A 21,468-nucleotide genomic window follows, 5' to 3' on the forward strand; every position below is an offset into this window, starting at 1 on the left:
TTTTTGTGGCTGCTGGAATGTAAAAAGCCCCCGAAACTGCGAAGTTGCGGGGGCTTTTTGTGGAGGCTCAGATCACTCTTCGGCGACCGAGTCCTTGCTCTGGCGCTTCTCGATCAAATCCACCAAGCGCTTGGCCAGCGCCGGGTAGTTCTCGTCGAAGTGGTGGCCGCCGGGCAGTTTCACTGCTTCGCCGACTGCCGTCTTGTCGGTGCAGCCGCTTTCGTCGGTTTCTTCGGCGCCGTAGATGCACACCACCTTCGCCGGTGGCAGCTTGGCCATTTCCGGGCCGGTGGCGGCTTCTTTGCCGGCGTTGCCGAGCCAGCCTTCGACTTCGATTTCGAAGCTGCCGGTGCGGGCGAAGGCCAGCAGGATGATTGCGTCGATGCGCTGCTGCTCGGTGTCCGGCAGGCGGTTGTAGATCGCCGGCAGGACGTCGGCACCGAACGAGTAACCGGTCAGGATGAAGCGCTTGGTGCCCCACTTCTGGCGGTAGTGCTGCATCAGCTCGGTCAGGTCCAGCGCGCTTTGCTCAGGGCTCTTGTGCTGCCAGTAGTAGCGCAGGGTGTCGATGCCGACCACCGGGTAGCCGATCTTGGCCATCTCGCCCGCTACGTCGCGGTCGAGGTCGCGCCAGCCGCCGTCACCGGAGAGGAACAGGGTCACGGTGTCTTTCGCCTGACCGGCCGGTACTTCCACCACCGGGATCGCCAGACCACCGTTGGCCTTGTCGCCGCCGACGAGGATCTTGCGCAGTTCGTTGTTCAGCACTTGTGGCAGGTTGATGTCGTAGTCACTGATGCTGGTTTCGGCGTTCGGTTGGTCGCGCACGAAGCCGGCGCTGGTGTCGTCCGGGTTGTCGTTCCACGCCACCAGCCAGTGGCCGTGAGCCGCGGATTTCGGCAGCAGGTGGGTGCAGCCGGGTTTTTCCAGGGCGAGGTCAACCGAGATCGCCTGGGCCTTGTCGTCTTTTTGCTCGGACAACCAGCGCCAGGCGAGCACGGCGCCTGGGCCGATACCGCTGACCAGCGTGGCCGGGCCATTGAGTTCGCGCAGGCCGGTTTGCAGGGCGCGGCTCTGTTGCAGGCAGTCCTTGGGCAGAATCACCTGAACGATCTGCGCCGAAGCACTGCGGCTCAGGGTGCTCAGTTGATTGTCGGTCAGCTTCTGGTCGTCATTGACCGCCACCAGCACCTGCGCCTTGGGCTGGGTGCCCGGGATGACGCGGGTCATGACCGTGCCATCAGCGGCAGTCAGCGGTTGCAGCGTCGGTTGGGGTGCCGGACGTTTGAGGTACCAGTAACCGCCGCCGGCAATCAGGGCCAGCACAATCAATGCGGCCAGGATGTACTTCAGGGAGCGTTGAATCATCAGCGTTTCACCAATCCAGTCAAGCCGCCCGCGATCAGGGCAGCAGTATCGGCCAGCGCCACCAGCGGATCGAGTCCGGCGGGCACGGCCATATAACGGGGTTCCCAGTCAGGCTGGAACTTGTCTTTGAAGCGGCGCAAGCCTTGGAAGTTGTACAACTGCTCACCACGGCGGAAGACCATCGAGCCCAGACGCTGGGTCAGCGGTGCACCGCGCCGGGGTTGCAACCCCGACAATGGCACCATGCCCAGGCTGAAGCGCGCGTATCCGTGACTCTTATAGTGTTGAATCAGGCCGACCATCAGGTACTCCATGGTCAGCTTGGGGGCGTCCGGGTGCGAGCGCATCAGGTCGAGACTGGCCAGGTCATGGCCGTAGGTCTCGAGCAGATTGGCGAACGCCACCGGGCGGCCTTCGAAGCGAATCACCGCAATGCGGAAGTGCTTCAGGTAATCGTCGCTGAAACGGCCGAGGGAGAAACCTTTCTCACGCACGTTCTTGCCGGTCAGCCACGCATCGGAAATCACTTTCAACTCATCCATCGGCGCTTGTCCCGGCTCGTGGATCTCCAGCGACAAGCCGTCGCGGGTGCCACGGTTCCAGGTGTAGCGCAGATCCTTCATCTCTTTGCCCTTGGCTTCCAGGTCAAAGCGATGCAGATCGACCCGGGCTTCTTCGCCGAGCTTGATCGCGGTCAGGCCGATGTCCATGTAGTACGGCAGGTTTTCGGCCCGTACCTGATAGAACACGGGACGGGTGTGATGGATGTCGCACAGGTCGCGGAACTGCCAGATCATCTCGGCGCGCTGCTGGCCGGGGCCGATCGGGTCGTACAGCGCCACCAGGCTGCGGCCACGGCGGGCGTACATCAGGAACGCCTCGTCGTTGGGGTGAAACAGCAGCGCCTTGTCACCGGTCAGGGCGAGGCCGCCATCGGGTTGCGAGGAGGCCATCAGAATTTTCGCGGCGCGATCCAGTTCGTCCGGGGTCGGCAGATGGATCACCGGGCGGGCGGTACGCAGCAGCCAGGTCAGGGCGATCACCAGCAGCAGCACGGCGGCACCGAGCAGCGAGCGCAGACCACGTGGGGCGTCAGCGTCGAGGGTGAACTGCCACCACAGTTGATGGCTGTACGGTACGTCCTGGTAGGCGAACAGCAGCAGCCAGGTCGAAGCGCCCAATACGCAGAGGCTGGCCACCAGATACAGCGGCGAGAACGGCAGTTCGGTCAGGCGGCTCGGGCGATAGAACGAGCGACGGAACACCCCCAGCAGTGCGGCGGTGAGCGTCATCAGCGTGGCTTCTTCCCAGTCGAAGCCTTTGAGCAGCGAGAGCAGGGCGCCGACCAGCAACAGAATGGTGGTCAGCATCCACGCCGCCGACAGGCGACGGCGCAGGCCTTGGGCGAGCAGCAGGCACAGCACGCCGATCAGGCTGGCACCGAAGTGCGAAGCGTCGACCAGACGATGCGGGATCAGAAAACCGATGTGCTCCAGGCGAGTATCGATCTCCGGCGTAGCACCGGAAAACAGCAACACCACGCCGGACAGGAACACCAGCACCGCCAGAATCGGCGCCGCCAGACCGGAGGCCGCGCGCATGGTCTGGGTCTGGAACAGGCGTTGGCCTTCGTTGATCAGCAAAAACACGCAGGCCACCAGTAGCGGCAGCACCACATAGATCAGGCGATAGAGCAACAGAGCAGCGGCCAGTGGCGCGGCGCCGAGCGTGTCGGCGAACGCGGCCAGCAGGATCGCTTCGAAAACCCCGACACCGCCCGGCACATGGCTGAGGACGCCGGCGGCCAGGGCCAGCAGATACACCAGCAGGAAGGCGCCGAATGGCGGAGCTTCCGGCAGTAACAAATAGAGCACGGTGGCCGCTGCGGCGACGTCGAGGGCAGTGATGATCAGTTGCAGGAAGGTCAGACGTCGGCCTGGCAGGCGCAAGGTCCGGCGACCGGCCCTGACCAGCAGATTGTCACGGTAGGGTTGCTCCGGCAGGCGTCGGCGATAGATGCCGATCGCCAGAATGGCGCCAAGCCCCAGCACCACCATGGCAACCGTGCCGAGCAAGCCCTCAGACAGACCCAGGGCGGCAGAGGCGGCGGGCAGGTTGCTCAGGGTCGCGAGGGCGGCCAGCGGTGGCAGCGCGCAACCCAGCGACAGGCTGGCGAACAGGGTCATGTGCGCGACTTCCGATGCCCCCAGACCGTGTCGTGCATATAAACGGTAGCGTACCGAGCCGCCGGACAGCAGCGACAGGCCGATGGCATTGCCAATCGCAAACGCGGTGAAGCCGCCCAGCGCCAGGGTTCGCGGCGGCAAGGTCACGCCGGCATAGCGGCTGGCCGACCATTCATAGCCCAGCAATATAATGAAGCCGACGACCGTCGCACCCAATGCTCCGAGCAGGGCCGGTTTCGGCACGGCCAGAATCGAGTCGTGCAGCGCATAGAGATCGAGCTCGCTCAGCAGATGGCGACAGGCAATCAGCGCAATGGCAAACAGCAGCAACGTCACCGCCAGACCGATCGGCTGGCGATACTTGCTCAACCGATCCAGCAAGCGCAGGCGCTCGGGTTTGATCGGATGTTCTGCTGTGACAGTGTCTTGTGGATCAGACGAGTTGGCGCGCATCAATCACCTCTTGGATTGTGCGCGACAGGATGGAGGTATCCAGCCAAGTTACCAATCCCTGTAGAAAAAAATAATCACAAAATACTACGCCTCTCATCCGGTATGGGCGAGGGCAGGTAATGGACTGCAGACGTCTTGCCTGCGACTCAAGCATAGTCGCAACTCGGCGGGTCTGACGATCCTGAACGTTTCACTGCAGCGTGACAGATCATTGTTGCGAAAGGACTTTTTCAACAGATACAAAAAAGGCCACTCTTTCGAGCAGCCTTTTTTGATGTTTGGTTGCGGGAGCCGGATTTGAACCGACGACCTTCGGGTTATGAGCCCGACGAGCTACCAGACTGCTCCATCCCGCGTCTGTGTGGCGGCATTCTACAGGCGAACGGCGGGGTGTCAACCGCTAATCCCGTAAAGGGTCAAATAAGTGTGAATTTGCGTCAAACGGTCGCAGCGCAGCGGTAAGTTTCGGAAATGCAAAGAATTCCTGTTCGCTCCGGTGCGTGTAATTGGAAAACAGACGCGCACAAAAAAGGCCACTCTTTCGAGTAGCCTTTTTTGATGTTTGGTTGCGGGAGCCGGATTTGAACCGACGACCTTCGGGTTATGAGCCCGACGAGCTACCAGACTGCTCCATCCCGCGTCTGTGTGTCGGCATTCTACAGAGGATCGCCGGGCTGTCAACCTTGAATCAGGATAAATCTGTTCCTGTTCAATCGGTTAGCGCTTTTCGCAGTGAGGGCGAAAGGGTCGCAGGGCAGATAGGGCAAGGCTTTCAGCTCTATCGACTGGCGATTTTCGATTGAGAAAATAAATTCATTGGTCTTTTCCTACGGCCGCAAAAGAACATTCTGACTACTGGTGCTATATACAGGTGTCAGTGAGATACTGCGGATCCTGCTCCCCATGTTTCCTTTTCTGCCATGACTCAGCGAAAAATCATCCACGTCGACTGTGACTGTTTCTACGCCGCCATCGAGATGCGCGACGACCCGAACCTGGCCGGCAAACCGCTGGCGGTGGGCGGGTCGGCTGATCGGCGTGGGGTGATTGCCACGTGCAACTATGAAGCGCGAGCCTATGGCGTGCGTTCGGCGATGTCGTCCGGGCATGCGTTGAAGCTGTGCCCGGACCTGACCATCGTCAAGCCGCGCATGGACGCCTATCGCGAAGCCTCGAAGGAAATTCACACGATCTTTCGCGATTACACCGACCTGATCGAGCCATTGTCGCTGGACGAAGCCTACCTCGACGTCTCCGACAGCGCGCATTTTGGCGGCAGCGCCACGCGCATCGCGCAGGATATTCGGCGGCGGGTGTCCAATCAGTTGCACATCACCGTTTCTGCTGGCGTCGCCCCGAACAAATTTCTGGCGAAGATCGCCAGCGACTGGAAGAAGCCCAACGGGCTGTTCGTCATTACGCCGGATCAGGTGGAGGATTTTGTCAGCGGTTTGCCAGTGAGCAAGTTGCATGGCGTCGGTAAAGTCACCGCCGACAAACTGGGTAAGCTCGGCATCGTCGACTGCTTGCAGTTGCGTGAGTGGGACAGGCTGGCGCTGGTGCGCGAATTCGGCAGTTTCGGTGAGCGGTTGTGGAGTCTGGCCCGTGGGATTGACGACCGGTTGGTACACAACGACAGCCGCCGTCAGTCAATCAGTGTCGAAAACACCTACGACGTCGATCTGCCGGACCTGCGCAGTTGTCTGGATAAGCTGCCGGAGCTGCTGGAAACCCTGAAAACCCGTATGCAGCGGATCGACAGCAGTTATCGACCGGGCAAACCATTCGTCAAAGTGAAGTTCCACGATTTTACCCAAACAACCCTGGAGCAGGCCGGGGCAGGGCGGGATCTGGGCAGTTATCAGTTGATGCTGACACAGGCGTTCAACCGGGGAGGTAAACCGGTGCGCTTGCTGGGGGTTGGGGTAAGGCTTGAGGATTTGCGCGGCGGGTTTGAGCAGATGGAGTTGTTTGAGCGCTAATTGCTGTGGTGTTGCTGGTGCCGCTTTTGCGAGCAAGCCCGCTCCCACAGTTGATCGAGTTCCTTCAGTGGAATGCAATCAACTGTGGGAGCGGGCTTGCTCGTGAAGCTTTTGGCTTTTAGTTCGGTCCCGGATCAGCGACCAGGCGCCCGGCATCCTTGGTCAGAGACTTGAGAAACTCGGCCTGCAGCTCAGGATCGTTGCGCGTCAGTTCGATCAGGCTTTGCTCCAGCTCGCTGGCTTCTTCTTCCAGGCCCAGTTCCGACAGGCGTTTGACCCGGTGTACCCACTGGCTCACTTCGTCGTCTTCCAGATCGTCGTAAATCAGCCCGTGCGCTTCGAGCAACTTGCTGCGCAGGTGGCTGCTGATCGTCAGGGACGTGTCGCTGTGCACGTCATCCTTGCCGTCCTCGACGCTGATCTGCAGTTTGCCGACGTGATTGAGGTCATTTTCGGCGAACGGACTGTCCAGCAAGTTCAGGCGCAGCACGCCGTTGCGGTCGGTGGTCATGTCGAAGGTCTGCTTGCCGGCCTTGACCCGCACCGGACGTTCGCTCCACGGCAGGCTCGAATACTCCATGCGCTTGTCGCGCTGGACTTCATCGATACCGGCGAGGTTCTGCTGCGCGCGACCATGAGACTGCACGTTCATGAACGGGTTGACCCCGGCAATGCCGTAGCTCAGCCAATCCTTGGTCACGCTGTCCGGCAGGTTGCCCAGAGCAAAAACGTTGACCACGTTGGCGCCAATGCCGGCCACCACGGCCACTGCGCCCAGCGGAATCTCGTAGATTTCGCGCCAGGGTTGGTAGGGGGTGTAGCGGTCGTAACGACGGGTGACTTCGAACTCTGTGACTTCGAAGGTCTTCTGTTCGTTGATTTTCACGCGTCGTTGCGGCAGCTCAAGCACCTTGGGCTCGCCGACATCGATCTGCAGGCTGTGATCGAGCAGTTTGCGCTCGACCCGCTCTTCGTGCTCGCTGCGTTGTGACATTTGATTGGCACAGCCGCTGACCAGCAGGGCGCCGCACAAGGCGGCGCCACCGAGGCCCAAGGTGTTTCGCTTGAACATGAGGTCTCTATCTGGATTCAGCGGCGGATACGGGCCTGAAGGAAGGACAGCACGTCGGCCACAGGCAGGGCTTGCGCCTCACCCTCGGTACGGCTCTTGTATTCCAGGTTGCCTTCGGCGAGGCCGCGGTCGCTGACCACGATCCGGTGAGGAATGCCGATCAGCTCCATGTCCGCGAACTTGATGCCCGGGCTGGTTTTCTTGTCGCGATCGTCCAGCAGCACTTCGAAGCCGGCCGCTGTAAGTTCGGCGTACAGCTTGTCGGTGGCTTCGCGCACCTGCTCGGTTTCATAACGCAGCGGCACCAGAGCGATCTGGAACGGCGCCAGGGTGTCGCTCCAGATGATGCCGTTTTCGTCGTTGTTCTGTTCGATGGCGGCAGCCACCACGCGGGATACGCCGATGCCGTAGCAACCCATTTCCAGGGTCACCGGCTTGCCGTTCTCGCCCAGCACTTCGCACTTCATCGCCTTGCTGTACTTGTTGCCCAGCTGGAAGATGTGCCCGACTTCGATGCCGCGCTTGATTTCCAGGGTGCCTTTGCCGTCCGGGCTTGGGTCACCGGCAACCACATTACGCAGGTCGGCAACGGTCGGAACCGGCAGGTCACGCTCCCAGTTCACGCCGAAGTAGTGCTTGTCGTCGATGTTCGCACCGATACCGAAGTCGCTCATCAGCTCGACCGAGCGGTCGATGATGATCGGCAGTGGCAGGTTCAATGGGCCGAGGGAACCGGCGCCCGCGCCAATGGCGTCGCGCAGTTCGGCATCGGAAGCCATGACCAGCGGGCTGGCAACGCCAGGTTGCTGGGCAGCCTTGATTTCGTTGAGTTCGTGGTCGCCACGAATCACCAGCGCGATCAGCTTGCCTTCTTCTTCGGCGTGGACGATCAGGGTCTTGATGGTCTTTTCAATCGGCAGATTGAATTTTTCCACCAGCGCGGCGATGGTTTTGGTGTCTGGGGTATCGACCAGGCGCAGCTCTTCGGTCGCAGCGCCGCGCGAGGTTTCGCGTGGCACGGCTTCGGCCTTCTCGATGTTCGCCGCGTAGTCGGAACCGTTGCTGAAGGCGATATCGTCTTCGCCGGACTCGGCCAGCACGTGGAACTCGTGGGAGCCGGCGCCACCGATCGAACCGTTGTCGGCTTCAACCGGACGGAACTTCAGGCCCAGACGGGTGAACACATTGCAGTACGCCTGATGCATACGGTCGTAGGTGACCTGCAGCGACGCCTGATCGGCGTGGAACGAGTAGGCGTCCTTCATGATGAATTCGCGGCCGCGCATCAAACCGAAGCGTGGGCGGATTTCGTCACGGAATTTGGTCTGGATCTGGTACAGGTTGATTGGCAGCTGCTTGTAGCTGCTCAACTCGTTGCGCATCAGATCGGTGATCACTTCTTCGTGGGTCGGGCCCGCGCAGAAGTCGCGACCGTGGCGGTCTTTGATGCGCAGCAGCTCAGGGCCGTATTCTTCCCAGCGCCCCGATTCCTGCCACAGCTCGGCCGGTTGGGTGCTCGGCATCAACACTTCAAGAGAGCCGGCGGCGTTCATTTCTTCGCGAACGATGGCTTCAACCTTGCGCATTACCCGCAAGCCCATCGGCAGCCAGGTGTACAGGCCCGAAGCGAGTTTGCGGATCATGCCGGCGCGCAGCATCAGCTGGTGGCTGATCACGACCGCATCGGAAGGCGTTTCTTTCTGTGTGGCGAGCAAAAATTGACTGGTGCGCATGGTTGGCCGTTGTCGGTTGCTATGACTGGAAATGACGGAGCAGTGTACCGGCGAGATTTGCCGACGTACAGGATTGCGCTCGGCGGTGAGGCTCAACGGCGGGAATCCTCCCGCCGTATGTGAAATGTCTTACGACTCTTCCACGACGGAGGTCGGTAAAGGTTCGGGTGTTGGTGTCGGGCCTTCGCGGCGGCTTTCCTGGAACCAGTGCAAGGCGATCAGCAACAGGGTTGGTACGCCAAGCAGCGCCGTGATGATGAAGAAGTTGTGGTAGCCGAACTTTTCGACCATCACCCCGGAGTAACCGCCAATCAGGCGCGGCAGCAACAGCATGATCGAGCTGAGCAGGGCGTACTGGGTGGCCGAGAACTTCAGGTTGGTCAGGCTCGACAGGTAGGCGACGAACGCCGAGGTCGCGAGCCCGGAACTGAAGTTGTCCAGAGAAATGGTCACCACCAGCATCTGCAGGTTGGGGCCCATGTCGGCCAGCATCACAAACAGCAGGTTGGTGGCGGCCGACGCTGCGCCGCCGATGAACAGGATCGGCAGGATGCCGAAACGCACGATCAGCAGGCCGCCCATGCCGGCACCGACTAGCGTCATGATCAGGCCGAAGATCTTGCTGACACTGGCGATCTGATCCTTGGTAAAGCCCTGGTCGATGTAGAACACGTTGGCCATCACGCCCATTACCGTGTCCGACATCCGATAGGTAGCGATCAGCCCGAGCAACAGCAAGGCCTGCCAGCGGTAGCGCAGGATGAAGTCGTTGACCGGGGTCAGCACCGGCGCCAGGCCGCGCCGGCCCATGGTCGACAGGCACAGACCGGTGAGCAGGGTGTAAAGGATGGCGCGCAGGAAGGCGCGGTCTTCCAGCAGCAGGTCGAGCGGGCTCATGGTGCCGAACAGCACGCCGGCGAAATCGGTGTTGTAGAGCTGGGTGAACATCGCCGGAACGGACACCAGCAGCACGATCAGCACAAACACCGAGGCCAGTTGATGCACGAAGCTGTAGCGGCCGGCCTGCAGTTGCGTGCGCAGTGGCACCGGCGGTTCGCGCATCAGTAGCGAGGTCAATAAGGCTGGGACCATCAACACCCCGAACAGGGCGTAGGTGCCGGTCCAGGCCGAATGCTGATAGTTGAACCCGGTAGAGCCGAAGCCTTCGGCAAAGAACAGTGCGCCTGCCGTGGCGAGCAGCGCGGCGACGCGATAGCCGGACATGTAACTGGCCGCCAGCGCTGCCTGACGGCTGTCGTCGGCAATCTCCAGGCGATAGGCGTCGACCGCGATGTCCTGGGTGGCGGAGGCGAAGGCGACAATGACGGCAATGGCGATCAGCCAGGACAGGTGTTTCTGTGGATCACAGAAACCCATGCCGATCAGGCCCAGGATCACCAGCGACTGCGAGAGCACCAGCCACGAGCGGCGCCGACCCAGCTTGCCCAATAAAGGCAGGCGCCATTGGTCGAGCAGCGGTGACCAGACCCACTTGAAGGCATAGGCCAGGCCGATCAGGCTCGCGTAGCCGATGGTTTCACGGGCCACGCCGGCTTCACGCAGCCAGACGGAAAGCGTCGAAAATACCAGCATGTACGGCAGGCCGGCAGCGAAACCGAGCAACAACAGCACGAGCGTCGAAGGACTGGCATAGGCGGCGAGCGCGGCGCGCCAGGTTTTACGGGGCATGGGCTGAAGTCTGCCTCAAGATTGCGAAAACAAAGCGCGCACTCTAACCGCTGTGCTCTACCGGACGCCAGCCATGACGCTGAATATCCACACGATTGTTCAGGATGGTGACGCCTTCAGAGCGCAATCGTGCCCGTTGTTCGTCCCCCGAAGGGCTGCCCACCGGCAGACTGATCCGACCACCGGCGCCGAGTACCCGGTGCCATGGCAGTCTGGTGTCACCGGGTAACTGGCTCAGAGTCCGGCCGACCCAGCGGGCGGCGCGCCCCAACCCCGCCAGTTCGGCCAACTGACCATAGCTGACCACCTTGCCCTCAGGTACTTGGGCAAGGGTGGAATAAAGCGCCGTGCGTCGGATTTGCGCTTCGCTTTCGCGCTCGTCGGTGGGCTCTGTCACGTACGGGGCTCCTGAATGATCTCGGGTTGATGCCTTTCAGCGTAATCCGTGCGGGCCCGGATGAGAAATGAACTCAATGGAAATCGTCCGGTCACTCCTTGTCAGGGGATTATTCCTACGGATAATGCCGACCTTTTTTTGCAATTCTGAGCCTTTGATTCGCTTATGTTGTCCAGAACCCTGCTGTGCCTTGCTGTCTTCAGTGCGTCCACACCCCTGCTTGCCGATACCGTCTGGTTGAAGAACGGTGACAAGTTGAGCGGTAAAATTTCCCTGTTCGATGGCGGCAAATTGCTGATCCAGACCCAGTATGCGGGGGCGGTCACGATTGACTGGAAACAGGTCAAGACCCTTGAAAGCGATCAGGAGTTGCTGGTCAAGCAGGACGCCTACACCGGCGAAAAGGCCAAATCGTTGACCGCTGCCGATGACGGCAAGGTCACCTTGGCCAATGGCGAGGCGCCGAAAACCGTGGAGCTGGCGAGCATCCAGCAGATCCTCAAGCCCAAGCCGGTGGTCGAGGATCTGGTGTGGAAAGGCAATATCGGTCTGGCGATGGATTATCAGCGGGCGGAGAAGGACACCAACGATTACGACATCGACTTCAAGACCTCGGCGCGTCATGGTCGCTGGCGCCATACCGCCGAAGGCGAGTACAACCGTGAAGTGCAGGACGATCAGGTCACCACCAATAACTGGCGGGCCGAATACGCACTCGACCGCTTCCTGACCGACAAATGGTTCTGGCAGGGGCGTCTGAATTACAAGCGTGACTACGTTGAAGAACTGTCGCGTCAGCGTGTGGTCGGTACCGGTCCGGGCTACCAGTTCTGGGATGACGAACTGGGGGCATTCTCGCTTGGCTCGCTGCTTAACCGCACCGATTACGAGTACAGCGATGGCGGCAAGGACAACTTCTACTCGGTCGCCATGAAGTGGGACTACAACCGCTACCTGATTGGCAAGAAGGTCGAGTTCTTCACCAATGGCGAGCTGGGCAAGCCGCTGTCCGATGTGGCCAATTATGCGCTGGATGCCGAGATGGGCCTGCGCTACAAGGTTACCGATTGGGCGTCGCTCAACCTCAAGGCCGAACGCGACATTATCAGCGGTACCAAGGATGCGGACCTGAACAAAACCCGCTACACCGCAGGGTTCGGCGTGGCCTGGTAAGACGAAGTCAAAAAAATAGCAGCCGCTCGGTTAAGCGAACTCAATGCTCAAAGCAACGAAGATCAATTATGGGAGCGGGCTTGCTCGCGAAGACGTCGGCCCGGCCAACATTGATGTTGACTGCCCCAGCGCTTTCGCGAGCAAGCCCGCTCCCACAGAGGATCTGCGTTTAGCTGATCGGCATTGGCCGCGAGGGCTGCTTTTTTTGGCCGCGAAAAACACACGCCCACAAAAAAGCCCCGCTTTTAAGGGCGGGGCTCTTTTCTAAAGAAGCTACAAGTTAGATAACTTGTACTTCTTCAGCTTGCATGCCTTTCTGACCGCGGGTAGCGATGAAAGAAACCTGTTGGCCTTCTTTCAGGCTTTTGAAGCCGTCGGATTGGATAGCTTTGAAGTGAACGAACAGGTCGTCACCGGATTGTGGAGTGATGAAGCCGAAGCCTTTTTCATCGTTGAACCACTTAACGGTACCGGTTTGGCGATTAGACATGGTGTAACTCCTTGAACAAAGATAACTGCGACTCAGGAAGAACCCTGGCCGAGACTGAGTGCAAAGAGCAGGAAAAATTCTTGTAGATGGTTGGATCGAAATTCAACATATCGTGTAGAGATTCTCAGTGACACAAGCAGCACAGTGGCGCCACCTTAACCCTTTTTCCGGAACGTGCCAATGCTTCTTGCGAAGGTTTCGCTGTTTTAAGGATCGGCGGTGTGACGGTTCGTCGCCAGAGCTCGTATTTCCGGGCTGTTCGGCGAGAATTGCAGCGCGGACTTTGAACCCGGCTGCGCGCCCGGTAAGATGCCGGACAGATTTTTTCCACCTCGCTATTCAGGACACCCGCCATGAGCATCAAATCGGACAAGTGGATTCGCCGCATGGCGCAGGAACACGGCATGATCGAGCCTTTCGTCGAGCGCCAGGTACGCGGCAACGACGACAGCCGTGTGATCTCCTATGGTGTGTCGAGCTACGGCTACGATGTGCGTTGCACCAACCACTTCAAGGTGTTCACCAACATCAACTCGTCCATCGTCGACCCGAAAAACTTCGACCCGGGCAGCTTTGTCGACATCCACAGCGACGTCTGCATCATTCCGCCAAACTCCTTCGCCCTGGCCAGCACCGTCGAATACTTCCGTATTCCGCGCAATGTCCTGACCATCTGCCTGGGTAAAAGCACCTACGCGCGCTGTGGCATCATCGTCAACGTCACCCCGCTCGAGCCTGAGTGGGAGGGTCACGTGACCCTGGAATTCTCCAACACCACCAACCTGCCGGCGAAAATCTACGCCAACGAAGGCGTGGCGCAGATGCTGTTCCTTGAATCCGACGAGCAATGCGAAGTGTCCTACAAGGACCGTGGCGGCAAGTATCAGGGCCAGCGCGGCGTGACCCTGCCGCGTACCTGATCCGTCCATCCGACAGTTCGCGGGAATTCTTCGGCGGGCAGACACTCTATGGGGTGTACTGCCCGTTTTTGCTTCTGGCAAAGCGGGCCTTCGCCGAGGAGGTTCCATGAAGATCGATCCGCATATCACCGCCGAACTGGCAAGGCTTGAGCCCAATCAGGTTGGCGTTTTGGCCTGGTCCTTGTTGGCACACCCGTCGCTCAGCATGGCCGGCGGAATTCCCGGTCAGCCTGATCCGGATACCCCCAACGAGCAGCCGACCGAGCCGGGCGAGCCGACCCTGCCGGACGAGCCACCACCCGCGCCCGTCGCCTGATCCGCGGCACCCATGAGTGGCCAGTCAGCTGAGGTTTGCCAAAGACCTCAGCTGACTGGCCATATTTCGTTATCGCCGACGACAAGAATCCTGCAATGGGCGTCTATTTGCACTGGATAACCGCCGGTAAACGCGCCAAACGCCGGTAACAGGCTCAAACGCTCGCCCAGCCTGAAACACGCCAGGCGCAAGCTTTGTCTTCCCCGCCCATTGAGCCGATAAACCGGATGTACGTGGCCTGCCAGCACATGCCGTTCAGGATGGGGGATTGGTTCGTGTTGTAGGGCAAACGGTCCGAGCAGCAAAGGTTCCGACACTACTCTGATGTTCAGCGATGCCGGTGGATCGCCAGCGCGTTTGTCGTGGTTGCCGCGAATCAACGTCATCGGCAGATCTGCATGACGTGCGCGCCATTCGGCCAAGGCATTCAGCGTGCCCGCCGCATGCGAACCGGGGCCGTGCAGAAAGTCACCGAGGAAAATCAGTTGCCGGCAGGGCAGCTTCGCCAGCAAATGGTCCAGTACCTCGATGTTCGTCGCTGTGGTGCCCTGCGGCACTGGCTGACCGAGGCGGCGATACGCCGCTGCCTTGCCGAAATGCACATCGGCGATCAGCAGCGCCTGTTGTGCCGGCCAGTACAGGGCTTTTTCCGGCAGCAGCCAGAGTTCTTCGCCGGCCAGACGCACCGGATAACCGCTACTCATCAGGTTTTATCCTTGTCGGCTGATTTCTCCAGATCGCCGACCATGCGCCGGATACGATCGGCGAGTTTTTCCGAGCTCATGCTTTCACGCATGCGCTCCACCAGCAGCGGAAAGCCCAGCGGCGTGGGACGTTTGATCAGGTGCAGGTCCAGTTGCATCCGGTTGATCCGCTCCAATGTCTGTTCCAGACGACGAATATCCAGTTCTTCGCGCAGGACTTCTTCCCCGGCCTGAGCCAGCAACAGGTTGTCGGCGTCATATTGCTTGAACACTTCGAAGAACAAGCCGCTTGAGGCCTGCACCTGGCGCATGCTCTTCGGCGCGCCGGGGTAGCCGGCAAACACCAGCCCGGCGATCCGCGCGATTTCGCGAAAACGCCGCAACGCCAGTTCTCCGGCATTGAGGCTGGCCAACACATCGTTCAGCAACTGCTGCGGACTGAGCAGCGCTATATCGAGTTGCTCAGACCAATCGACCGGCGTGGCACTGAGCAATTCCAGTCCGTATTCGTTGACCGCAATCGAGAACGTCAGCGGCTGACGCTGACTGATCCGCCACGCCAGCAGACTGGCGAGCCCCAGATGCACCTGGCGCCCGGCAAACGGGTAGAGGAAAAGGTGCCAGCCCTCGCGGGACTTCAGCACCTCTGCCAGCAGACTATCGGAGGTGGGCAGGCCCGACCAGCGCGCCTGGGTTTGCAGCAACGGTTGCAGCGCCTGCATTTCCGGCCCGGCGAACTCACCCCGCGCCGCTGCACTGAAGCGGCTGACCACGGCCTCGGCCAGTTGGTTGGAAAGCGGCATTCGTCCGCCATTCCAACGTGGTACGGCGGCTTTTTTCGCGGTGCTGCGTTTGACGTAAGCGGTCATGTTTTCCACCCGGACCAACTCCAGCAACCGCCCGGCGAACAGAAAGCCGTCGCCCGGTTTCAGCCGTGCAATAAAGCCTTCTTCGACGCTGCCCAATTGTTTGCCGCCGCCACCCTTGCTCCAGAATTTCAGATTGATGCTCGCGTCGCTGACGATGGTGCCGATGCTCATGCGATGCCGGCGAGCGAGGCGTGCATCGGGGACGCGCCAGACGCCGTGTTCGTCCGGATCGACCCGGCGGTAATCCGGATAGGCTGTCAGAGACAGGCCGCCGTGGCGTACGAACGCCAGCGCCCAGGCCCAATCTGCCGGCGTCAGGTCGCGATAGGCCCAGGCGCCTCGGACTTCGTCGTACAGTTCCTCGGGAATAAAACCACCGCCCAAGGCCATGCTGACCAGATGCTGCACCAACACATCCAGTGGTTGCTGTGGCGACAGGCGCGGTTCGATGCGCCGTTGCTCCACGGCGTCGCGTGCGGCGGCGGCTTCGATCAGCTCCAGGCTGTGGGTCGGCACCAGCGTCACCCGCGAGGTGCGCCCCGGCGCGTGACCGGAGCGCCCGGCACGTTGCATCAGCCGCGCGACGCCCTTGGCTGAACCGATTTGCAGCACCCGTTCCACTGGCAGGAAGTCCACGCCCAGATCCAGGCTTGAGGTGCAGACCACGGCTTTCAGGAGTCCGTCCTTCAACGCCTGCTCCACCCAGTCGCGGGTCTCGCGAGACAGCGAGCTGTGGTGCAGCGCAATCAACCCGGCCCAGTCCGGCCGTGCTTCGAGCAACGCCTGATACCAGATTTCCGACTGCGCCCGGGTGTTGGTGAACACCAGGCTGCTGGCGCAGGCGTCCAGTTCAGTCACCACCTGCGGCAGCATCTTCAGACCGATGTGCCCGGCCCACGGAAAACGCTCGATGGCCGGTGGGATCAAGGTGTCGACCTGCAGCGGTTTGTCGCTTTGACCCTGCACCGTCACGCCGCCGCCCTGTGGGATCAACACCTGTTCGGCGTGGGATTGATTACCGAGCGTGGCGGAAACGCCCCACACAATCAGATCGGGTTGCCATTGGCGCAGGCGTGCCAGCGCCAGTTGCAGTTGCACGCCGCGCTTGTTGCCGAGCAATTCGTGCCATTCATCGACGACGATCATGCGCAGGCTCGACAGTGCGGCTTTTGCATCGGCGCGGGCGAGCAGCAGGGTCAGGCTTTCCGGGGTGGTGATCAGCGTGGTCGGCAAGCGCCGACCCTGACGAGCGCGTTCGGCGCTGCTGGTGTCGCCGGTGCGCAGGCCGATGCTCCACGCAATCTGCAGATCGCTGACCGGCGCTTGCAGGGCGCGGGCGGTGTCGGCGGCGAGGGCGCGCATTGGCGTGATCCACAGCACGGTCAGCGATTCGGCCGGCGCTTTGCGTTTGCTGATCGTTGCAGCTGGCGGCAGAGCGCGGGCGAAGCGATTGAGCGCGGCGAACCACACCGCGTAGGTTTTGCCGGCCCCGGTGCTGGCGTGAAGTAACCCCGACTGACCTTTTTTGACGGCGGTCCACACCTGTTTTTGAAAGGCGAACGGCTTCCAGTTGCGTGTGCGGAACCAGGTTTTTGCGAGGTCGGGGGATGTTGCCATGCCTGCTGCGCGCGCTCTGGAGGTGTTCTTCCAGTGACCACGACGTTGTCGGACAAGTTTAATTTTGTGCACGCGCACACTCCTGTGGGAGCGGGCTTGCTCCGGGCGGCGTTCCGACGAAGGCGATGTGTCAGTCAACATTGTTTTGACTGGCATACCGCCTTCGCGAGCAAGCCCGCTCCCACAGGGGAATTGTGGAGGGAGTTATTTCAGGTTACCGCTGAGGAACTGTTTCAGCCGCTCGCTCTTCGGGTTGCCCAGCACGTCTTCCGGTGCGCCTTCTTCTTCCACCAGCCCTTGGTGCAGGAACAACACCTGGCTGGAGACTTTGTGCGCAAAGCTCATTTCGTGCGTCACCATGATCATGGTCCGGCCTTCCTCGGCCAGCCCCTGAATCACCCGCAGCACTTCGCCCACCAGCTCCGGGTCGAGTGCCGAGGTCGGTTCGTCGAACAGCATCACTTCCGGCTCCATCGCCAGCGCCCGGGCGATCGCTACCCGCTGTTGCTGGCCGCCGGAGAGAAACGCCGGGTACTGATCGGCGACTCGCGCCGGCAGGCCGACCTTGTCCAGATAACGGCGTGCGCGGTCGTCGGCTTCCTGTTTGCTGCACCCCAGCACCCGGCGCGGGGCCATGGTGATGTTTTCCAGCACAGTCATGTGGCTCCACAGATTGAAGTGCTGGAACACCATCGCCAGTCGCGTGCGCAGGCGTTGCAGTTCATTCGGGTCGGCGACGTGCATGCCGTGGCGGTCGCTGACCATGCGGATCGCCTGGCCGTCCAGGCTCATGGCGCCGTCGTTGGGTTGTTCGAGGAAGTTGATGCAGCGCAGGAAGGTGCTTTTGCCCGAGCCGCTGGCACCGATCAGGCTGATCACGTCGCCAGTCTTGGCCTTGAGCGAAACGCCTTTGAGCACCTGATGGTCGCCATAGCTTTTGTGCAGGCCTTCAACGGTCAATTTGTACATGAGACAGACATCCTCAAGGCGAAAGTAGGTAGCCGCTGCGATAGGCTTCGGCGCCCGCCACGTGGGCGATCACCATGCCGGCAGTGGCCATGCGTCGCAGCGAGCGGGCGTACATCACGCCGGCAGCGGTGCAGCAAATGGGGGTGACCCGATCACTGATCGGGTCGATGATTTCGGCAATCTGTTGCCCGGCTTGCAGGTACTGCCCGGCTTGCGCGGTGTAAACCAGCAGCCCGCCGACCGCTGTCGCGACCGGTTCGACACCGGCCAGTGGCGTGGCGGGGAAGGGCAAGGACGGCTGCGGCCGGGTTTCGCCGACGATCGCATCGAACTGGATCAGGTAATCGATCAACGCCTGGCAGTCACGGCTGGCCATCGGGTGATTGACGTCACCCTGGCCGCGCAACTCCACCGTCACCGAGAAACTGCCCAACGGAATCTCGAAGTGTTCGCCGAAGCGCTCCTGCAGTTGCCACCACAACAGTGTGAAGCATTCGTCGAACGACTGGCCGCCGGAGTCGGTAGCCAGCAGGCTGGCCTGGGCTTCGATGTAGCGCGCCAGCGGCTCGACCTGCGGCCACGCCTCGGGGGTGGTGTACAGGTGAACCACGGATTCGAAATCGCAGTGCAGGTCCAGCACCATGTCGGCATCGCACGCCAGCCGTTGCAGGGTCAGGCGCTGGGATTGCAGTTGCGTGCCGGCGGTCTGGCGGGCGAGGGCGTGGCGCAGGCTGGCGCGGATCAGTTCAAGGTTGCGCTGCGGGTCATCGCCCAGCTTGCCCTCGATGTCATTGCCGATTTCTTCGCTGAGGTCGACAAACCAGCGATTGAAATTCTGCCCGCTCTCCATCTCGTAACGGCCCAGCGGCACGTCCATCAGCACCTGTTCGAGGCCGACCGGATTGGCCACCGGCACCAGCACGATCTGGCTGCGCAGGCGCCCTGCGGCTTCCAGCTCCGCCAGGCGCTGCTTGAGGTGCCAGGCCACCAGCATGCCGGGCATTTCGTCGGCATGCAGCGAGGACTGGATGTAGATCTTGCCTTTGGCCTGCTCCGGGCCGAAGTGAAAGCTGTGGATCTGTCGTGCGGTCCCCGGCACCGGGGCCAACAGGTCATGGATCTGGTGTCGCATTACAGGGTTTCCTAGTGGGTCGGCCCGAGGAAGGCCAGCCATCGGCGTTCGGCGAGACGGAACAGGCCGACCAGCGCAAAGGTAATGGTCAGGTAGATCAGCGCGGCGATGCCGAACGACTGGAAGGTCAGGTAGGTCGCCGAGTTGGCGTCCCGCGCGACTTTCAGGATGTCGGGGATGGTCGCGGTGAAGGCCACGGTGGTCGAGTGCAGCATCAGGATCACTTCGTTGCTGTAATACGGCAACGAACGGCGCAGCGCCGAGGGCATGATCACGTAGGCGTACAGCTTCCAGCCGGTCATGCCATAAGCCTTGGCGGCTTCGACTTCACCGTGGTTCATGCTGCGGATCGCCCCGGCGAAAATCTCCGTGGTGTAGGCGCAGGTGTTCAGGGCGAACGCCAGGATCGTGCAGTTCATCGCATCGCGAAAGAAACTGTCGAGCAGCGGCTGCGCGCGCACGGCGGCGAGGCTGTAGATGCCGGTGTAGCAAATCAGCAACTGGATATACAGCGGCGTGCCACGGAACAGGTAGGTGTAGAACTGCACCGGCCAGCGCACATAGAAGTGCGACGAGACCCGAGCGATCGACAGCGGGATCGACACCAGGAAGCCAATGAAGATCGACGCACTGAGCAGCCACATGGTCATCGCCAGACCGGTGATGTTGTTGCCGTCGGTATAAAGGAACGGTTTCCAGTATTCCTGCAGGAGTTCGATCATCGTACGGCCTCCCGTGCGCCCGCGGCGTAACGGCGCTCGAGCCAGCGCAGGATGACGTTCGATGCACTGGTGATCAGCAGATAGATCAAGGCGGCAAGTACCAGGAAGTAGAACAGTTGATAGGTGCTTTTACCGGCGTCCTGTGCTGCCTTGACCAGGTCGGCCAGGCCGATGATCGAGACCAGCGCGGTGGCCTTGAGCATCACCATCCAGTTGTTGCCGATGCCCGGCAGGGCGAAACGCATCATTTGCGGGAACACCACGAAGCGAAAGCGCTGACCGCGTTTGAGGCCGTAAGCGGTCGCCGCTTCAACCTGACCGCGAGGCACGGCGAGGATCGCGCCACGGAAGGTTTCGGTGAAATACGCGCCATAGATGAAGCCCAGCGTAATCACGCCAGCGGTGAACGAGTCGATCTCGATGTAATCCCACTCCATGACGTCGGTCAGCGCGGTCAGCCAGGTTTGCAGGCTGTAGAAGATCAGCAGCATCAGCACCAGGTCCGGCACCCCGCGAATCAGCGTGGTGTAGAGCTGGGCAGGCAGGCGCAGCAGTCTGGATTTCGACAGTTTGGCACTGGCGCCCAGGAGGCCGAGCAACACGGACACCAGCAGCGACAACGCCGACAATTTGATGGTCATCCAGGTGCCTTCCAACAGCAACGGACCGAAGCCCTTGAGGCTGAAGGCGGTGAGCCCCAGATTTTGTAAGAGGTTTTCGAACATAAATCAGCAACCTGAGCGGATAGAAAAGGCGCCCATCGAGGGATGGGCGCCAGGGCATTATTTACCGCTGTACAGATTCAGATCGCCAAAGTGTTTCTTTTGAATCTCGGCGTATTTGCCGTCGTCGTGTAACGCTTTGATACCTTTATCTAAAAGCGCCTTCAGCTCTTTGTTACCTTTCTTAATACCGACAGCGGTTTTGGCTGGCAGCAATTCGCTGTCAACCGGCTTGCTGACTTCGTAAGCGGCACCATCAGGCGACTTCAAAAAGCCCAGTTCGGCTTGCAGCATGTCCTGGATCGAGGCGTCGAGACGGCCATTTTTCAGGTCGGCGTAAACCTGATCCTGGTTGGCGTAAGCCTGGATTTTCACCCCGGCCTTCTCCAGCACGGCCTTGGCGTAGGCTTCCTGAATGGTGCCTTGCTCGTAACCGACGGACTTGCCCTTCAGCGAAGCGATGTCATCGCTCAGGCCGGAACCCTTCTTGAACACATAGGAAGTCGGACCGGAGAACAGCTCGCTGGAGAAGTCGATAGCCTTTTCGCGGGCCGGGGTCACGGTCATCGACGAGATCACACCGTCGAATTTGTTGGCGTTGAGGCCCGGAATCATGCCGTCGAAGTCGCTTTCAACCCATTTGCACTTGACCTTCAGCTCGGCGCAGATCGCGTTGCCCAGGTCGATGTCGAAGCCCACCAGGCTGCCGTCGGCCGCTTTCGACTCGAACGGTGCGTAGGAAGGATCAACGCCAAAACGCAGCTCTTTGTATTCCTTGGCCAGCGCGGAGCCGGCAGCCATGCACAACGCCAGTGCAGAAAGGGTCAGCAATGCTTTTTTCATTATTCAATCCCTAAGAACCAATATGAGCGCTTGTGGCGCAGAATTATTGTTACTGGAACGCGTACGACCTATAGAAAGTAGCAATTTCCGAACCAGAGTCCCGAACAAGTG

18 protein-coding genes and 2 tRNA genes are annotated in these 21,468 nt (G+C 60.7%); 4 read left to right on the top strand and 16 right to left on the bottom strand.

Annotation, left to right across the window (positions count from 1 at the left end; genetic code table 11):
• Nucleotides 1-72: 72 nt before the first annotated feature.
• The 4 genes from QMK55_RS19700 to QMK55_RS19715 all read right to left on the bottom strand — a co-directional run bounded on the left by QMK55_RS19700 (nt 73) and on the right by QMK55_RS19715 (nt 4,647).
• Nucleotides 73-1,368: an AcvB/VirJ family lysyl-phosphatidylglycerol hydrolase gene (locus QMK55_RS19700; protein WP_320329801.1), complete on the bottom strand. Its 1,296-nt coding sequence runs from the start codon at nt 1,366-1,368 to the stop codon at nt 73-75.
• Nucleotides 1,368-4,007, bottom strand: a complete 2,640-nt coding sequence (mprF, locus tag QMK55_RS19705) for a bifunctional lysylphosphatidylglycerol flippase/synthetase MprF (protein WP_320329802.1) — start codon at nt 4,005-4,007, stop codon at nt 1,368-1,370. The genes QMK55_RS19700 and mprF overlap by 1 nt, the downstream gene beginning before the upstream one ends.
• Before the next feature lie 279 nt (nt 4,008-4,286).
• Nucleotides 4,287-4,363: transfer RNA gene (locus tag QMK55_RS19710), tRNA-Met, on the bottom strand.
• 207 nt (nt 4,364-4,570) lie between these two features.
• Nucleotides 4,571-4,647 (bottom strand) — tRNA-Met (locus QMK55_RS19715).
• Between the two features lie 280 nt (nt 4,648-4,927).
• On the opposite strand from QMK55_RS19715, the gene dinB reads away from it, so the two are divergent.
• Nucleotides 4,928-5,989, top strand: coding sequence for a DNA polymerase IV (dinB, locus tag QMK55_RS19720; protein ID WP_320329803.1), 1,062 nt, complete (start codon nt 4,928-4,930; stop codon nt 5,987-5,989).
• A 118-nt stretch (nt 5,990-6,107) separates the two neighbouring features.
• Here the strand turns inward: dinB and QMK55_RS19725 are convergent, their stop codons facing one another.
• The 4 genes from QMK55_RS19725 to QMK55_RS19740 form a co-directional block, all read right to left on the bottom strand.
• Complete coding sequence (locus QMK55_RS19725; protein WP_320329804.1) at nt 6,108-7,061, bottom strand: hypothetical protein; 954 nt, start codon at nt 7,059-7,061, stop codon at nt 6,108-6,110.
• Nucleotides 7,062-7,078: 17 nt separating this feature from the next.
• Complete coding sequence (locus QMK55_RS19730) at nt 7,079-8,794, bottom strand: proline--tRNA ligase (protein ID WP_102355729.1); 1,716 nt, start codon at nt 8,792-8,794, stop codon at nt 7,079-7,081.
• A 129-nt stretch (nt 8,795-8,923) separates the two neighbouring features.
• A complete protein-coding gene (locus tag QMK55_RS19735; protein ID WP_320329805.1) occupies nt 8,924-10,483 on the bottom strand; it encodes an AmpG family muropeptide MFS transporter in 1,560 nt (519 codons plus the stop codon).
• 43 nt (nt 10,484-10,526) lie between these two features.
• Nucleotides 10,527-10,880: an MGMT family protein gene (locus QMK55_RS19740; protein WP_102355731.1), complete on the bottom strand. Its 354-nt coding sequence runs from the start codon at nt 10,878-10,880 to the stop codon at nt 10,527-10,529.
• A 165-nt stretch (nt 10,881-11,045) separates the two neighbouring features.
• Between QMK55_RS19740 and QMK55_RS19745 the strand changes: the two genes are divergently transcribed.
• Nucleotides 11,046-12,053: a DUF481 domain-containing protein gene (locus QMK55_RS19745; protein WP_320329806.1), complete on the top strand. Its 1,008-nt coding sequence runs from the start codon at nt 11,046-11,048 to the stop codon at nt 12,051-12,053.
• Between the two features lie 280 nt (nt 12,054-12,333).
• On the opposite strand, the gene QMK55_RS19750 is transcribed toward QMK55_RS19745, so the two are convergent.
• Nucleotides 12,334-12,543: a cold-shock protein gene (locus QMK55_RS19750; RefSeq protein WP_002554837.1), complete on the bottom strand. Its 210-nt coding sequence runs from the start codon at nt 12,541-12,543 to the stop codon at nt 12,334-12,336.
• 353 nt (nt 12,544-12,896) lie between these two features.
• Between QMK55_RS19750 and dcd the strand changes: the two genes are divergently transcribed.
• Together dcd and QMK55_RS19760 are read left to right on the top strand one after the other, a co-directional pair.
• Nucleotides 12,897-13,463 (top strand): dCTP deaminase, encoded by a 567-nt coding sequence (dcd, locus tag QMK55_RS19755; RefSeq protein ID WP_102355733.1) that lies wholly within the window; start codon nt 12,897-12,899, stop codon nt 13,461-13,463.
• A gap of 106 nt (nt 13,464-13,569) precedes the next feature.
• Nucleotides 13,570-13,779, top strand: coding sequence for a hypothetical protein (locus tag QMK55_RS19760; protein ID WP_025110798.1), 210 nt, complete (start codon nt 13,570-13,572; stop codon nt 13,777-13,779).
• Between the two features lie 47 nt (nt 13,780-13,826).
• Here the strand turns inward: QMK55_RS19760 and pdeM are convergent, their stop codons facing one another.
• The 7 genes from pdeM to QMK55_RS19795 form a co-directional block, all read right to left on the bottom strand.
• A complete protein-coding gene (gene pdeM / locus QMK55_RS19765; RefSeq protein ID WP_102355734.1) occupies nt 13,827-14,483 on the bottom strand; it encodes a ligase-associated DNA damage response endonuclease PdeM in 657 nt (218 codons plus the stop codon).
• Nucleotides 14,483-16,969, bottom strand: coding sequence for a ligase-associated DNA damage response DEXH box helicase (locus QMK55_RS19770; protein WP_320329807.1), 2,487 nt, complete (start codon nt 16,967-16,969; stop codon nt 14,483-14,485). The genes pdeM and QMK55_RS19770 overlap by 1 nt, the downstream gene beginning before the upstream one ends.
• A gap of 204 nt (nt 16,970-17,173) precedes the next feature.
• Nucleotides 17,174-17,938, bottom strand: a complete 765-nt coding sequence (locus QMK55_RS19775; RefSeq protein ID WP_320329808.1) for an ABC transporter ATP-binding protein — start codon at nt 17,936-17,938, stop codon at nt 17,174-17,176.
• Nucleotides 17,939-17,951: 13 nt separating this feature from the next.
• Nucleotides 17,952-19,070 (bottom strand): M14 family metallopeptidase, encoded by a 1,119-nt coding sequence (locus QMK55_RS19780; protein WP_320329809.1) that lies wholly within the window; start codon nt 19,068-19,070, stop codon nt 17,952-17,954.
• 11 nt (nt 19,071-19,081) lie between these two features.
• Nucleotides 19,082-19,792, bottom strand: coding sequence for an ABC transporter permease (locus QMK55_RS19785; RefSeq protein ID WP_320329810.1), 711 nt, complete (start codon nt 19,790-19,792; stop codon nt 19,082-19,084).
• On the bottom strand, nt 19,789-20,517 hold the full coding sequence (locus tag QMK55_RS19790; RefSeq protein ID WP_102355738.1) for an ABC transporter permease: 729 nt from the start codon (nt 20,515-20,517) through the stop codon (nt 19,789-19,791). Before QMK55_RS19790 ends, QMK55_RS19785 begins: the two co-directional genes overlap by 4 nt.
• A gap of 57 nt (nt 20,518-20,574) precedes the next feature.
• Nucleotides 20,575-21,357, bottom strand: a complete 783-nt coding sequence (locus QMK55_RS19795; RefSeq protein WP_025110791.1) for a transporter substrate-binding domain-containing protein — start codon at nt 21,355-21,357, stop codon at nt 20,575-20,577.
• Nucleotides 21,358-21,468 lie beyond the last annotated feature (111 nt).

The organism is Pseudomonas sp. P8_229 (genome assembly GCF_034008635.1).
GTDB lineage: Bacteria > Pseudomonadota > Gammaproteobacteria > Pseudomonadales > Pseudomonadaceae > Aquipseudomonas.

Excerpts from the sequence above, each read along its gene's own strand:
- QMK55_RS19700 (WP_320329801.1), bottom strand. The coding sequence starts at position 1,368 with ATGATTCAACGCTCCCTGAAGTACATCCTGGCCGCATTGATTGTGCTG.
- mprF (WP_320329802.1), bottom strand. The coding sequence starts at position 4,007 with ATGCGCGCCAACTCGTCTGATCCACAAGACACTGTCACAGCAGAACAT.
- dinB (WP_320329803.1), top strand. The coding sequence starts at position 4,928 with ATGACTCAGCGAAAAATCATCCACGTCGACTGTGACTGTTTCTACGCC.
- QMK55_RS19725 (WP_320329804.1), bottom strand. The coding sequence starts at position 7,061 with ATGTTCAAGCGAAACACCTTGGGCCTCGGTGGCGCCGCCTTGTGCGGC.
- QMK55_RS19730 (WP_102355729.1), bottom strand. The coding sequence starts at position 8,794 with ATGCGCACCAGTCAATTTTTGCTCGCCACACAGAAAGAAACGCCTTCC.
- QMK55_RS19735 (WP_320329805.1), bottom strand. The coding sequence starts at position 10,483 with ATGCCCCGTAAAACCTGGCGCGCCGCGCTCGCCGCCTATGCCAGTCCT.
- QMK55_RS19745 (WP_320329806.1), top strand. The coding sequence starts at position 11,046 with ATGTTGTCCAGAACCCTGCTGTGCCTTGCTGTCTTCAGTGCGTCCACA.
- QMK55_RS19750 (WP_002554837.1), bottom strand. The coding sequence starts at position 12,543 with ATGTCTAATCGCCAAACCGGTACCGTTAAGTGGTTCAACGATGAAAAA.
- dcd (WP_102355733.1), top strand. The coding sequence starts at position 12,897 with ATGAGCATCAAATCGGACAAGTGGATTCGCCGCATGGCGCAGGAACAC.
- QMK55_RS19760 (WP_025110798.1), top strand. The coding sequence starts at position 13,570 with ATGAAGATCGATCCGCATATCACCGCCGAACTGGCAAGGCTTGAGCCC.
- pdeM (WP_102355734.1), bottom strand. The coding sequence starts at position 14,483 with ATGAGTAGCGGTTATCCGGTGCGTCTGGCCGGCGAAGAACTCTGGCTG.
- QMK55_RS19770 (WP_320329807.1), bottom strand. The coding sequence starts at position 16,969 with ATGGCAACATCCCCCGACCTCGCAAAAACCTGGTTCCGCACACGCAAC.
- QMK55_RS19775 (WP_320329808.1), bottom strand. The coding sequence starts at position 17,938 with ATGTACAAATTGACCGTTGAAGGCCTGCACAAAAGCTATGGCGACCAT.
- QMK55_RS19780 (WP_320329809.1), bottom strand. The coding sequence starts at position 19,070 with ATGCGACACCAGATCCATGACCTGTTGGCCCCGGTGCCGGGGACCGCA.
- QMK55_RS19785 (WP_320329810.1), bottom strand. The coding sequence starts at position 19,792 with ATGATCGAACTCCTGCAGGAATACTGGAAACCGTTCCTTTATACCGAC.
- QMK55_RS19790 (WP_102355738.1), bottom strand. The coding sequence starts at position 20,517 with ATGTTCGAAAACCTCTTACAAAATCTGGGGCTCACCGCCTTCAGCCTC.
- QMK55_RS19795 (WP_025110791.1), bottom strand. The coding sequence starts at position 21,357 with ATGAAAAAAGCATTGCTGACCCTTTCTGCACTGGCGTTGTGCATGGCT.